Source organism: Streptosporangium sp. NPDC049248 (assembly GCF_040678965.1).
GTDB lineage: Bacteria > Actinomycetota > Actinomycetes > Streptosporangiales > Streptosporangiaceae > Streptosporangium > Streptosporangium fukuiense.
In genome coordinates, this window is sequence record NZ_JBFAQY010000012.1 from 152,847 (window position 1) to 165,668 (window position 12,822).

The window sequence follows — 12,822 nt, forward strand, 5'->3', positions numbered from 1 at the left end:
ATTGGATACTCAATGGGAATCGAAAGCCTTTTGATGACTAGAGGTTTGATATATCGAAATTATGGGGTACTGGGAAGACGTCGTATTGACCGTCCAAGGTGACTGCTGCGCAAGGCGTGTGGTCGGTCACGTCCATGCATGTGGTGTACGAGCACCGGAGGGGCGCCAATGAGCACCTCTGTCTGCCCTCGGTGTGCTTTTCAGCACGTGCGGCACCGCACCCGAATACTGCCGGGTCACTCCCGGTGAAGCGGTACCGTCCTTGGGGAACCCGGCGTCGTCGATCACCCATGCCGCCGGTCCGGCTCGGCCACCACTACATCGACCTGGCGCGCGGCTGGCTCTACCATGGCAACCGCCAAAAGGCCCTGGAGACCCTGCTCGCCGCCCGCCGGGCCGCTACTCTCTGCGACCGGCCCATCGACGGCCTGAGAACTCAGGTGCGCGAGGTCGAGACGACCGCGCTCCTCCGCCTCGGCCGGTATCGGCCGCTTCCGAGCGGGCACGGCGGCCACGCCTTCCCCAGGCCGAGCCGCCGTGCCGCGGACGACATAGCCCCCAGATTCCCGGACCGCATGGCGCCCGATATGGCGGATCCCTAGCATGAGGCAGCATGGAGATCATCGCCTCGGCAGACGACGTGGAGGAACTTCACTCACTACGGGGGTGGCTCGACGAGGACCCGGGGTTGGCACGATCCGTACGGACGGTGCACGGGGAAGCGCCGTCCGGGACGCTGAGCGGTGGCCTGCCGGTCCTGCTGCAGCTGGCGTTGGCCCCCGGTATGGCGGCAGGCGTGGCGATGGTGATCACCACCTGGATCCGCAACCGCAAGCGGTCGGTGACGGTGTCCCTGAAGCGGGCCAACGGCGAGGAGTTCACACTCACCGCCGAGACCGTGCGGGGGATGGACGCCGCACGCCTGGAACAACTCGTCGGCGAACTGGCGGGGTGGATGGGGAGCCAGGACGCCACGCCCGCCGTCACTCAGGCGGATGACAGCGCCCCGCGTTGACCTCGCCCGCGCCCAGGTCCTGCTGATCGGCACCGGCACGCACCTGGCCGGTTCGGAGCTGCGTGACGAGCCGGCCGTGGAACGGACCCTGCGCGATCTGAGCGAGGTGCTGGTCAAGCGGTGCGGGGTGCGCGGCGATGCGCTGACCCTGTGCCTGGACCCGCCCTCGGTGGGAGCGTTCGGCGAGGCGCTACAGCAGGTGACGGAGCGCGCGAGCCCCGGGGACGCCCTGCTGATCTGCTACACCGGGCACGGCATCCTCGGGCAGAGCGGCGAGCTCTTCCTTGGGACGCAGGAGAGCGGAGCGGGAGGCAGGACCGAGCACACCGCCTGGCCGTACGCCTATCTGCGCAGCTACGTCCGTGACAGCGCGGCCATGACGAAGATCGTGATTCTGGACTGCTGCTTCTCCGGGCGCGCGGTGGGGGCGCTGTCGTCCGGCGGGAGCGACATCGCGGCGCTGGCGGAGATTCACCGCTCCTATGTGCTGACCGCGTCGGGCGCCTCGCAGTTCGCCCTGGCCCCCGAAGGCGAACCCCACACCGCCTTTCTCGGCACGCTGATCGATCTGCTGGAGCGGGGTGACTCCCAGGGCGAACGGGAGATCACCATCGAGTCCGCGACCGAGCACGCCCGCAGGGCGCTCGGCCGCAGGGGTTTCCCGCTCCCCACCCTGACCAGGCAGGGGCTCGGCGGCGGTGTCGTCCTGGCGGCCAACCGCGCGTGGCGGCCGACCACCACCGTGCCCGGACCCGCGTCCCCGCCGAGCGACACGGACCGCTGCCCCTATCCCGGTCTCGCCGCCTTCACCGACGCCGAGTTCTTCCACGGCCGCGAGCGGCTGACCGGCGAGGTGGTCAGGGAGCTGGCGCGATGCCATGAGGAGCGCTCGCCGCTGCTGGTGATGGGCGTGTCAGGGTCGGGCAAGTCCTCGCTTCTGCGCGCGGGCGTGCTCCCCGCGCTCGGCAGGGGCCACCTGGGAATCACGGGTTCGGCGACCTGGACGCACCAGATGATCACGCCGACCGCCCATCCGCCTCTCGTCACGGCCGGTCCCGGCACGGTGCTGGTCGTCGACCAGTTCGAGGAGCTGTTCACCCAGTGTGCGGACGCGCGAGAGCGAGCGCGCTTCGTCGGCGCGTTACAGGCCGCGTGGAGCGGCGGCGCGCTCACCGTGCTGGTGGTCCGCTCCGATCACTTCGGGGCGCTCGCCGACTTTCCCGAACTGCGGCGAGCCATCGGCCGCACCACGACCGTGGTCGGCGCGATGAGCGCCGAGGAGGTGCGTGAGGCCATCGAACGCCCCGCCGCCGCGGTGGACCTCGCGCTGGAGCCGGGACTGACCGATCTGCTCCTCGCCGACCTTGACGAGCGCGTCGCCCCCGAGCAGGCCTACGAGGCGGGACGGCTGCCGCTGCTCGCGCACGCCCTCCGCACGATCTGGCGGCTCAGAGAACCCGGCCTGCTGACCGTCGCCGGGTATCACGCCAGCGGCGGCATCAGGCGGGCGCTGGCCGACAGCGCGGACCGGGTGCTGGCCTCGCTGGACGCTCCCGGCGCGGCCATGGCGCGGCACGTACTGCTGCGGCTGGTGAACGTGGGCGAGAGCGACGACACCCGCGCTCGTACGCCGATCACCGACCTGGTCGAGCACGCCCCCGACCCGCGGGCCGCCCAGACCGCGCTGCTAGCGCTCTCCGCCGACGACACCAGGCTGGTCACCTTGGACAGGACCGACGCGCAACTCACCCACGAGGCGCTGGTGCGGGCCTGGCCGACACTGCGTGGCTGGATCGACGAGGACCGCGACGATCTGCGGGTACGGCAACGTCTCGAAGCCGAGGCCAGGACCTGGGATGACGGCGGCCGCAGGAGCGCCGACCTGGCGACCGGCACGTCGCTGGCGCTCGCGCGGGACTGGCGCTCCGACCCGGTACGGCTGCGCGAGCTGGACGGCCAGGCTCAGCACTTCGTCCGGGCCTCGATATTCCGCTCGACCATGCGCCGCCTGCTGGTGGGCGGGCTGGTGGTCCTGCTGCTCCTCCTGCTGGGCATCACGGGGTACTTCTGGCGGCGCGCCGAGGACGGGCAGCGGCTGGCCGTCGTGAAGCAGCTGGTCGCGGAGGCCTCGACGACCCGGGCGACCTCCCCGCGGTCCGCCCTGCTGCGGAACCTCGCGGCCGACGCCCTCTCGCCGAAGGACGATCCCGCCGCCGTGGAGGCCAGAACCGCGCTGACCGCCGCCGTACTGGACGGTGGCCTGCCGGACGCCCAGTCGCCGCCCGGCGGGGTACGGGACCTGACGGTGAGCGCCGACGGCGCCAGGCTGGCGACGGCGGGAGGGGACACCATCACCCTGTGGGATTTCCGCGACCCGGTCCGCCTGCACGTCCTCGCGACGCTCAAGGGACACGGGGCGGCGGTGACCTCGGTCGCTTTCAGCCCCGACGGCCGGACGCTGGCCAGCGCGGGCGAGGACGGGCAGATCATTCTGTGGTCCGGTCAGCGGCGGATGGGCACGGTGAAGGGCAAGGGCCCGCTCGCCTTCGGCGACGGTGTGGTCGCGGGCCAGGACGAGAAGGGCAGAGCGACCCTGTGGGATGTCCGTGACCGCGCCAGGCCCGCTGTCCTGTCGGCCCTCGAAGGGGACGGGGTACGGGCGGCGGCTTTCGCTCCCGACGGCAGAACTCTGGCGATCAGCGGGGTCAACGGCACGATCACGCTGTGGGACGCCGCGACCTGGCGCGCACTGTCGGTGCTGCGCACCGACGATGACGACCTCCGCTTCGACAGCCTCGACTTCGACGCCGACGGATCCACCCTGATCGCGGGGGCCAACGCGGCAGTGGTCGTACCGTACGGCGGGGTGGTGGCGTGGGACGTCTCCAAGCCGAGGGAGCCCGCGTTCGCGGGCGAGTTCATCAAGGACATCCCCCGGATGACCGCCGTCGCCGTCAACCCGGGGGGCACCAGGGTCATCGCGGGCACCTCGGACGGGACGAGCTTCGTGCTGGACGGTCAGGCCAACAGGCTGGACACACTGCCGATGCCGATGACGGACGCGGCCTTCTCATCCGACGGGCGGACCCTGGTCTACGGGGAACGGAACGGCCGGCTGAGGGTGCTGGTCCTGACGGGGGATCTGGTTCCCCGTTCGATCGCGTCCCTGCCCATGACAGACGACATGGCCGTGTCGGGAGACGGCTCGGTGCTCGCCGGCCTGTCAACGGGGTCGGACCGTATCACGCTGTGGGACGGGATGGGCAAACAGCTGACGGCTCTTCCCACCCCGGGACCCAGCGGTGACACGCTGGCGTTCAGCTCCGACGGCGGTCTGCTCGTGGCGGACGCGGCCGAGGACGACGTCGTGTTCTGGGATCTCCGCCACCTCGCCAAACCGGTACGCCACGAACTGGCGGATGCGGGACGGGTGGTGGCCCTCCATCCCAGGCGCCCGGTGCTGGCCGCGGTGAAATCGGAGAAGGTGACCTTGTGGGACTTGAGTGATCCTGCCGCACCGGTCAGAGGCGCCTCGGTGACAGGCGCCGGAGACATGGGCATCGCCGCCTTCAGCCGCGACGGCAGGTGGCTGGCCGTCGCGGTTGAAGGCGGTGTTCTGCTCTGGGACACGGAGAACGCCCCCTTCACCCGGCAGACAGACCGGGTCACCGCCCTGGCCTGGGGGTCGGGCGACATGCTGGCCGTCGGTCTGGTGGGCAGGACGGTCGAGCTGTGGAAGCCAAGAGCCAAGGTCACGTCCTTCGTCAGCCCCAGGAACGTCGATCGGCTGACGTTCCATCCGCGAGGCGATCTGCTGGTCGTCGGGACAGACGACCTGAGCGAAGACCGGTACGGCCCCGCCGTCGTCGACGAGGAACTCTGGGGCAGGGACGAGTCCGTCACGTTCTGGCTGATCCGTGGCTCCGCCGCGCCGTATCGGGTGCGTACGGTGAGCGGGCCGTTCTCTTCTCCGTACCTGTTCACGCTCGACGGCCGCACGCTGTTCAGCAAGGGGGCCCGGTGGGACGCCTCCGCCCTGAATGACGCGCTGGCCGATCCCGTGAAGCGGGCGTGCACGCTCACCGGCGGTTTCACCGAAGCGGACTGGGCCGAACTCGTGCCCAGCCTTCCCTACCGGCGCCTCTGCCCCTGAGCGTGAGCCCGCCCGAGAGGGAGTCCGTCGGGAGAAGAGAGAACGCGCGGAGCGTTTTCAATCCTCCGCCCCGTACGGCCCGGCGACCTCGCTCATTCCGCCCCCTCGCCCTCGGGGTCGCCGGCGAGTACGCGCGCGGCCGCCACATCGTTCTCGTCCCAGCCCCAGTGACCGTCGCGTTCCCCGGCCTGTTCGTCGATCCATCGGTTGTGGGCCTCCCATGCCGCCTGCTTACTGGTTCCCAGCGCGGCACCGATCTGCGACCACGAGGCGCCCGCTCGGCGGGCGGAGCGCACGGAGAGCTGGCGCCCGTAGCCCGCCTTCCGTGCGATCACCTCGCCCAGCGCGAGAAGCTCCAGCGCCTCGCCCCGGGTCAGGGGCTCGGTGTCGGGGTCGGGCTGCGCGAGCTCGGAGTCGTCCTCATCGGCCGGTGCGGCCAGGGCGTCACGGGTGCGTAGCGCGTCGTAGCGCGCGGCCGCGGCCAGCAGCGTGAACCGGCGTTCCAGCTCGTCAGGAGTAGACATGGGTCCAGTATTTCGTCAGGCCACCTTGACGTCAAGGTAGCCTGACATATCGGGCTTTCCCGCTCTGATCAGCTCCGGCGAGACCGCGGTCGGCGTCGGCCGGACGCTTCCAGCGGCATCGTGGCCGCCCACGGTGTTCTCGATCACTGAGCTTTCCTCATCATGCGTTTCCACAGCTCAGCAGAGCGACCCTGAAGCCCGCTCGTACCCGGGACCGTTCGGCGCCTCACGACGCATCGGAACACTCCCTGACCGGAATGAAAAAGGCTCCATGACACCCGCACTCCCCGCTGTGACACGGCTGCTCGTCGGCGACGCGGCCGGTGGAAATGAACGTGCTCTTCACAATGCCCGATCTTCCCGGTACGCGCCGGTTCCGAGCGGCACCGCGTCTTTCGACGGTGACCGGCTTCCAGGGCGGCTCCCGGACTCTGGACGCTCGTACGGCAGAGACGGCTCACGTATAGACGTCGACGCCGAGTTTGAGCGCGACGAGCAGGCCGCAGGTGGCGGTGCCGAGGCGGAGGGCGCGGCCGGGCAGGCGGCGGGCGATAACCGGGCCGAGCCGGCCGCCCAGCAGGAAGCCCAGGGCGAGGGGCACCGCCGCCGACCACTGCACCGGCCCGAAGAGGGCGAAGCCGATCGCCGCCACCCCGTTGGCCAGGGCGGAGACGACGTTCTTCAGAGCGTTGATCTTGACGGGTGGCTGGTCGAGCACGGCCGAGAGCACCGCGAACATGAGAACCCCGCCGGCGGCCCCGAAATAGCCGATGTAGATCGCGACGGCGAACATGGCGGCGCGCGCCTTCCACCCGTCCTCGCCGCCGTACCCCGTCATCGTGTTCGGCGGGCGGAGCAGCAGCAGCGAGGCGAAGGCGACCAGCCAGGGCGCGATCGCCTCGAACGTGGTGGACGGGGTCACCAGCAGCAGTCCGGCCCCCGCCGCCCCGCCGAGCAGGGTCATCGTGCCGAGTCGCAGGACCCTCGGCCCCTGTCCGGCCAGCTCCGGCCGCGAGCCGAACGCCGCCCCCACCCCGTTGAAGGTCAGCGCGACCGTGTTCGTCACGTTCGCGGTCACCGGCGGCAGGCCGAACGCCAGCAGCACCGGATAGGAGATGATCGAGGCCAGGCTCACCACCGTGCCGACCACCCCGGCCAGCATCCCGGCTCCGAACAGACCCAGCACCTCAGCGACGTCCACGGAGGGACAGCCAACCACACCGCACCGTCCCGACTCCAAACGCCTCCTCCCCGCGCATCGCCGCGTGATCGCCTCCATGCTGCCGGCATGGCGGAGGAGCACTTCAAGGACGGAACCCTGTCAGGCAGGGGCGACCACTCGGGCGGTCGGCGAAGTGGGCCGTGGACGTTCTACTTCCGGAACGGCCGGTCGTCTCGTCCAGCCTGCCGAGCCCTTTCCAGGTAGTCGACCAGGTCACGCATCCGGGCCGCGGGCCACGGCAGGCTCCGGCCGATCTCCTCGCTGTTTTCCCGCCACATCCCCCGCGCCGCGGCTCTGGTCTGCTCCCCGTCTCGCCCGTTGGCATGGAACCGGTTCGCCAGGGCGTCCCAGCGGCCGACCAGGACCCGCACTCTCGGGTCGTCGACGGAGGTGTCGTCCTGTACGTGCCGTAAAAGCTCCTCGACGAGCCCGGCCCATTCGGTTTTGGCCGCCTCGACGGCTTCCTGGCCGAGTTCGGCCCTGCGCCGGGCCAGTTGCTCTCGCTGTTCCGTCGTGAACGAGGTCTCGAACACAGAGATCATCTCCAAGGTCATCATGAACTGGTCCGAATCGGGCATCGACCCGCTGCCGATCTGCTCCAGCAGCCCGCCGAGTCGGTGCGTCAGCCGCTGGATCCGTGCGGCGTGTGCTTCCAGTTCGCGTAGCTGAGCCGTCAGTAGGTCACGCATCGCCGCCAGATCGTCCGTGGAGTTCGCGAGTACGCCCGCTATCTCCTCCAGCGACAACCCGAGCGCCCGCAGTGCCCGCACCCGGTACAGCCGCCGCACATCGCGCCTGGTGTAGCGGCGGTGTCCCGATGCGGTGCGTTCGCTCGCGCTCAGCAGGCCGATCTCGTCGTAGTGGTACAGCGTGCGCACGGTCACCCCGCTCGCCTGCGCCACCTCGCCGATGCTCCACCTACGTCCGGCGTCGTCTTTCCCGATCACGCCCGCAACGGTAGGACCTCTCGCCACGGCAGGTTCAATCCCCTGCGCCTTTGGAAGTCGCGGGCCCCCGGTTTTCAAAGGGAACCTGACCTCGTCCAGCCGATCGAATGACCGTTCATCGGGCACAGCCACCAGGTGAACAGCAGACGGGAGGAGCCCGGCGCGTTGCGGGTGTGGCCACCGCCGGTGGGTCCCGTGGCGACGCGCGCGTCGAGGACGATGGGCGCGCTGGGCGCGGTGTCGCTGGCCGCGATGGTGGTGGCACAGGTCGCCTCGGGGCTGCAGCCTCGGCCGATCGCGCTGACCGGTGTGGTCGTCCTGCTGCTGGTGACGAGCGCGCTGGCCTTCGCCTCGGTGACCCACTCCCCCGCCGGGGCCGTCGCGGCGTTCACCGCCGTGGTCGCGATCGGGTACGCCGCGGAGTGGGTCGGGACCAGGACGGGGCTGCCGTTCGGCGACTACCACTACACCGGCGTCCTCCAGCCGGTGCTCGGCGGGGTACCGGTGATCGTGGCGCTGGCCTGGGGTGGCATGGGACTGGCGGCCCACGCGGTGGCCGCCGCGATCGCACCCGGCAGCCGGGCCGCACGGGTCGTGCTGGGAGCGCTCGCGCTCACCGCCTGGGACGTGTTCCTGGACCCGCAGATGACCCGGCTGGGCCTGTGGATCTGGCAGGCCCCCGGCCCCTACCGGGGCGTCCCCCTCGGTAACTTCGCCGGCTGGCTCGTCGTCTCGCTGCTGGTCATGGTCCTGATCGAGCGCCTGGTGCCCGAGCCCGCGGCGTGGAGCGCCGGACTGGTGTCGATATACACGGCGATGGCGGTCATGGAGACCGTCGGTTTCGCGGCGGTCTTCGACCCGCCGGATCCGCTGGTCGCCGTCGCGGGAGGGACGTGCATGGGCCTGTTCGTCCTGCTCACCTGGGGACGCGGATGCCGGAGGTGACGGTGATCGGGGGCGGCGTCGGGGGCATGGTCTGCGCCCTGCTGCTGGCCCGGGAGGGGCACCGGGTGCGCCTGTACGAGCGGCTCCCCCGCCTCGGCGGCAAGCTCGCCGAGCACACCAGGGACGGCTTCACCTTCTCCCTCGGCCCCTCCCTGCTGACCCTGCCCGGCCTCTTCGCCGATCTCGGGCTGGAGCTCGACCTCGTCGAGCTCGACGAGCTGTGCCGCTACCTCTTCGCCGACGGCTCGACGCTGGCGGCGTACCGTGACCCGGCCAGGATGGCCGCCGAGGTCGACCGGCTCGCTCCCGGCGAGGGCCGAAACTGGCTGGCCTTCCACGACTGGGCACGGGGCTGCTTCGAGGCGTCGCGCCGTACCTTCTTCACCGGACCGCTCATCCGCCCACCCACCGAGGCCCGCCTGCCGGACCTGCTGGCGGTCGCCCCCGGCAGGACCCTGCACGGCCTGGCCCGCCGTTTCTTCACCGATCCGCGGCTGTGGCAGTACGTCGACCGCTACGCGACGTACGCGGGTTCCAGCCCGTACCTGGCCCCGGCCGCGCTGGGGTGCATCCCGGCGATCGAGCACGGCGAGGGCGGCTGGTACGTCCCCGGAGGGCTGCCCCGCATCGCCGACGCCCTTGCCCTGATGCTGGAGAAGGCCGGGGTGGAGATCGTCCTGGGCGCCGAGGTGGCGCGGGTGCTCGCCGACGGCGAACGGGTCAGGGGGGTGCGGCTCGCCTCCGGAGAGCGCGAGCGCGCCGACATCGTGGTCGCCAACACCGACGCGGCCGCGCTGTACGGGCGGCTGCTTCCCGACCGGCGGCGGCTGCGGCGCATCGCCGAACTCGGCACCTCCTCCTCGGTGTTCCTGCTGCTGGCCGGGGTGGACGGCAGGACCGAGGGGCTGGCGCACCACTCGATCGTCTTCTCCGCCGACTACGCGCGGGAGTTCTCCGACATCTTCCGGCGGCGCAGGCCACCCGAGGATCCCACCGTCTACATCGGCTGCTCGGCCGTGGACGATCCATCACAGGCTCCGCGGGGCGCGGAGAACCAGGTGATGCTGGTCAACGTCCCGGCCCGCGACCCCGACCGGTGGCCGATGTCACCCGAGGCGTACCGGGACCTGGTGCTGGAGCGGCTGGCCCGCCGGGGACACGACCTGTCCGGGCGGCTGCGCTTCGTCGACCTGTTCACCCCCGCCGACCTGCGCGACCGCTACGGCGCGTGGGGCGGCTCGATCTACGGCGCCGCCTGCTCGGGCCGGTTCGCGCCGCTGCGCCGCCCCGGCAACCGGGGGCCTCGGCGCGGTCTGTACCTGGTGGGCGGCTCGGCGCATCCCGGCGGCGGGCTGCCGCTGGTCACGATGGGCGCCCGCATCGTCGCCTCGCTCGTCGAGCAGGACTTCCCCACCGGTTCCCTCCGCCTGACCACCACCGGAGGCCACGGACCCGAAACCGCCCGGTGAACCATCCGCCCGAGACTGTGGAGGTGTCGCGATGAGAGCGCTGACCGTGCTGCAGGCCGCCGCCGCGCTGGCGGTGGCGGTGCGCCTGGCCCGGGGACGGCACCGCCTGCCCGCGTTGAACCCCGTGCCGGCCGACGCGCCGGCCCACGCGCCGACCTCGACGAGGACGGCGCCGCCGCGCGTCTCGGTGGTGATCCCCGCCCGCGACGAGGAGGCCCGCCTCGGCCCCTGTCTGTCGGCGCTGCTCGCCGATCCGGCCGTCGCGGAGGTCGTCGTCGTCGACGACGAGTCACACGACGGCACGGCGGACCTGGCCGCCCGGCTCGGCGCGAAGGTCCTCATCGGAGCGCCGCTTCCCGAGGGCTGGGTGGGCAAGCAGTGGGCCCTGAAGCAGGGGGTCGAGGCGGCGATGGGCGAGGTCGTGGTGACCCTGGACGCGGACGCCCGGCCCGCGCCGGGACTGATCGGCGCGCTCGCGACGGTGCTGGACGGCTACGACCTGGTGAGCGTGGGCCCCAGGTACATGTGCGAGGGGACAGCCGAGCAGGCGCTGCACGCCTCGTTCCTGGCGACGCTGGTCTACCGCTTCGGCCCGATCGGGCCGCCCACTCCCCCGGCTCCGCACCGTGCGGTGGCCAACGGCCAGTGCATGGCCTTCCGCCGTACGGCGATGCTGAACGTCGACGGGTTCGCGCGGGTCCGCGGGCACCTGGCCGACGACGTGGCGCTGGCCAGGACGCTGGCGGCCCGGGGCTGGGCGGTGGGATTCCTGGAGGCCGGGAACCTGCTGGAGGTCGACATGCACGATTCGGCCGCCGGGGTGTGGCGGGATTGGGGGCGGTCGCTGTCGCTGCGCGACGTCACAGGGCCCGGCTGGCAGGCCGCCGACCTGGCCGTGGTCTGGCTGGCCACCGCGCTGCCCGTGCTGCGGCTGGCGAGCGGCAGGACCACCCGGCTCGACCTGGGCCTGCTGGCCGTACGGCTGCTGCTGGCCGGCGCGCTGCGCGGCAGCTACACGCGGCCGGGTCCCGGTGTGCTGCTCTCCCCGCTGCTGGACCCGCTGGCGGCGCTGCGGCTGACGCAGACCACGTTGCGCCCGGCACGCGGCTGGCGGGGCCGGGTCTACCCGGCTGCCACGACGGGCGTCCGCCTCGGCCGGGTCACGACGGGCGGACGATCGGCCCGAGCGACGGCGGACGGGCGAACGGGCCGGGTCACGACGGGCGGGAGGCCCATGCCGCCTGGCCGAACCGCAGCCCGACGAGGCACATGAGCAGGCCGGTCCCGATCACGTGCGTGACCGGCGCGAAGAACAGCTGGAACAGCGGGATGCCGAAGACACCGACCCGCGCCCCGATCGCGAAGGACCGGGTCACCACGGCGGCCGTGACCAGGGTGGCGACACCGAGCAGGAAACCGGGTGGGCAGATGACGGCGAAGCCTCCGGCGAGGGCCAGGATCGACCGTCCGCCCCTGAAGGCGGCGAAGAGCGGCCAGGCGTGCCCGACCATGGCGGCGGCCACCGCCAGGTACACGGCCGGCACGCTGTCGCCACGCACCCCGCCGGGCCAGGCGGGGGGCGTGCCACAGGCCACCAGGGCGAGCAGTCCGGCGAGGGTGCCCTTGAGCGTGTCACCCGCGAAGACCGGCACGGCGGCCCGCCAGCCGATCCGCTCCCTGACGTTCCAGAAGCCGGGATTGCGGTCACCGACCTCGCGGGGGTCGAACCCGTGCGCGCGGGCCACCAGCACGGCGACCGGCACGGACCCGAGAAGGTAGCCGCCGATGACCGAGACGAGCAACGGGCCCATCGTTTCCTTCCATCTCACGAGATACCCGGATCTGGGTGCCATGCGGCACATGGCGTTCGACCGGCCGGTGCTGGGGCGCACGCCGGGGCTGGTGTTCTGGCGGCTGCTCGGCTCCGGCCGCGGGGCGTCGACGAGCGCGGGGGCGGACCTGCGCCGCTGGGCACTGCTGGCGGTGTGGCGCGAGGAGCATGCCCTGGACGGCTTCCTGAGCGACTCCCCGGTGGCGGCGCGCTGGCGACGCGAGGCACGGGAGTCCTGGCAGGTGCGGCTGGCTCCGCTGACCTCGCGCGGCAGGTGGAACGGGGTGGACCCGTTCGGCCCCCTCCTGCGGAACACCCGGGAACGCGACCCCTGCGGCCCGGTCGCCGTGCTGACCCGCGCGTCGATCCGGCCCCGTCGCCTGGTGGCGTTCTACCGCTCGGTCCCCGGCGTGGACCGCCTCCTGGCCGAGCAGGACGGCTGCCTGGCCTCGGTCGGCGTCGGCGAGTGGCCGCTGGCCCGCCAGGGCACGTTCTCGCTCTGGCGTGACGCCGCCGCGGTACGGGACTTCGCCCACCGGGGCCGGGCGCACCGGCAGGTGATCGGCAGGACGCGCGCGCAGGGCTGGTACTCCGAGGAGCTGTTCGCCCGTTTCTCCCCCTACGCGAGCGAGGGCACCTGGGACGGCGCCGACCCGCTGGCCTGACCTCGGCGCCGGGCCCACACCGGTTCGGCTCCGTCGCCCCGCCGCGACGAG

The 12,822-nt window shown here is 72.0% G+C and carries 13 protein-coding genes; 7 read left to right on the forward strand and 6 right to left on the reverse strand.

Going from position 1 to position 12,822, the window contains the following annotated elements:
- Window positions 1–126: 126 nt before the first annotated feature.
- Window positions 127–288: a transposase gene (locus AB0K21_RS23015; protein WP_364152962.1), complete on the reverse strand. Its 162-nt coding sequence runs from the start codon at window positions 286–288 to the stop codon at window positions 127–129.
- A gap of 2 nt (window positions 289–290) precedes the next feature.
- Here AB0K21_RS23015 and AB0K21_RS23020 point away from each other — a divergent pair, with 2 nt between their 5' ends.
- From AB0K21_RS23020 to AB0K21_RS23030, 3 genes are read left to right on the forward strand one after another with little or no spacing between them, the layout of a single operon-like run.
- Window positions 291–602, forward strand: a complete 312-nt coding sequence (locus AB0K21_RS23020; protein WP_364152965.1) for a hypothetical protein — start codon at window positions 291–293, stop codon at window positions 600–602.
- Between the two features lie 11 nt (window positions 603–613).
- Window positions 614–1,015, forward strand: coding sequence for a hypothetical protein (locus tag AB0K21_RS23025; RefSeq protein ID WP_343967146.1), 402 nt, complete (start codon window positions 614–616; stop codon window positions 1,013–1,015).
- Complete coding sequence (locus AB0K21_RS23030; RefSeq protein WP_364152967.1) at window positions 996–5,168, forward strand: WD40 repeat domain-containing protein; 4,173 nt, start codon at window positions 996–998, stop codon at window positions 5,166–5,168. Before AB0K21_RS23025 ends, AB0K21_RS23030 begins: the two co-directional genes overlap by 20 nt.
- 92 nt (window positions 5,169–5,260) lie before the next feature.
- On the opposite strand, the gene AB0K21_RS23035 is transcribed toward AB0K21_RS23030, so the two are convergent.
- From AB0K21_RS23035 to AB0K21_RS23050, 4 genes are all read right to left on the reverse strand, one after another.
- Window positions 5,261–5,692 carry a hypothetical protein gene (locus AB0K21_RS23035; RefSeq protein WP_364152970.1) on the reverse strand — a complete coding sequence of 144 codons (432 nt, stop codon included), beginning with the start codon at window positions 5,690–5,692 and terminating at the stop codon, window positions 5,261–5,263.
- Window positions 5,693–5,707: 15 nt separating this feature from the next.
- Window positions 5,708–5,839 carry a hypothetical protein gene (locus AB0K21_RS23040; protein ID WP_343967140.1) on the reverse strand — a complete coding sequence of 44 codons (132 nt, stop codon included), beginning with the start codon at window positions 5,837–5,839 and terminating at the stop codon, window positions 5,708–5,710.
- Window positions 5,840–6,149: 310 nt separating this feature from the next.
- Entirely contained in the window at window positions 6,150–6,893 is a 744-nt protein-coding gene (locus AB0K21_RS23045) for a sulfite exporter TauE/SafE family protein (protein WP_343967138.1), read from the reverse strand.
- 170 nt (window positions 6,894–7,063) lie between these two features.
- Window positions 7,064–7,861 (reverse strand): MerR family transcriptional regulator, encoded by a 798-nt coding sequence (locus AB0K21_RS23050; protein WP_364152974.1) that lies wholly within the window; start codon window positions 7,859–7,861, stop codon window positions 7,064–7,066.
- A 135-nt stretch (window positions 7,862–7,996) separates the two neighbouring features.
- Between AB0K21_RS23050 and AB0K21_RS23055 the strand changes: the two genes are divergently transcribed.
- From AB0K21_RS23055 to AB0K21_RS23065, 3 genes are read left to right on the forward strand one after another with little or no spacing between them, the layout of a single operon-like run.
- A complete protein-coding gene (locus AB0K21_RS23055) occupies window positions 7,997–8,806 on the forward strand; it encodes a carotenoid biosynthesis protein (protein ID WP_343967134.1) in 810 nt (269 codons plus the stop codon).
- Window positions 8,794–10,275 carry a phytoene desaturase family protein gene (gene crtI, locus AB0K21_RS23060; protein ID WP_343967132.1) on the forward strand — a complete coding sequence of 494 codons (1,482 nt, stop codon included), beginning with the start codon at window positions 8,794–8,796 and terminating at the stop codon, window positions 10,273–10,275. The genes AB0K21_RS23055 and crtI overlap by 13 nt, the downstream gene beginning before the upstream one ends.
- A gap of 31 nt (window positions 10,276–10,306) precedes the next feature.
- Entirely contained in the window at window positions 10,307–11,548 is a 1,242-nt protein-coding gene (locus AB0K21_RS23065) for a glycosyltransferase (RefSeq protein ID WP_364152979.1), read from the forward strand.
- On the opposite strand, the gene AB0K21_RS23070 is transcribed toward AB0K21_RS23065, so the two are convergent.
- Window positions 11,490–12,086, reverse strand: coding sequence for a glycerol-3-phosphate acyltransferase (locus tag AB0K21_RS23070; RefSeq protein WP_343967127.1), 597 nt, complete (start codon window positions 12,084–12,086; stop codon window positions 11,490–11,492). The two genes, AB0K21_RS23065 and AB0K21_RS23070, sit on opposite strands and share 59 nt — an antisense overlap.
- Here AB0K21_RS23070 and AB0K21_RS23075 point away from each other — a divergent pair.
- Window positions 12,061–12,771, forward strand: coding sequence for a spheroidene monooxygenase (locus AB0K21_RS23075; protein ID WP_364152983.1), 711 nt, complete (start codon window positions 12,061–12,063; stop codon window positions 12,769–12,771). The genes AB0K21_RS23070 and AB0K21_RS23075 overlap by 26 nt on opposite strands.
- The last annotated feature ends 51 nt before the right edge of the window (window positions 12,772–12,822 follow it).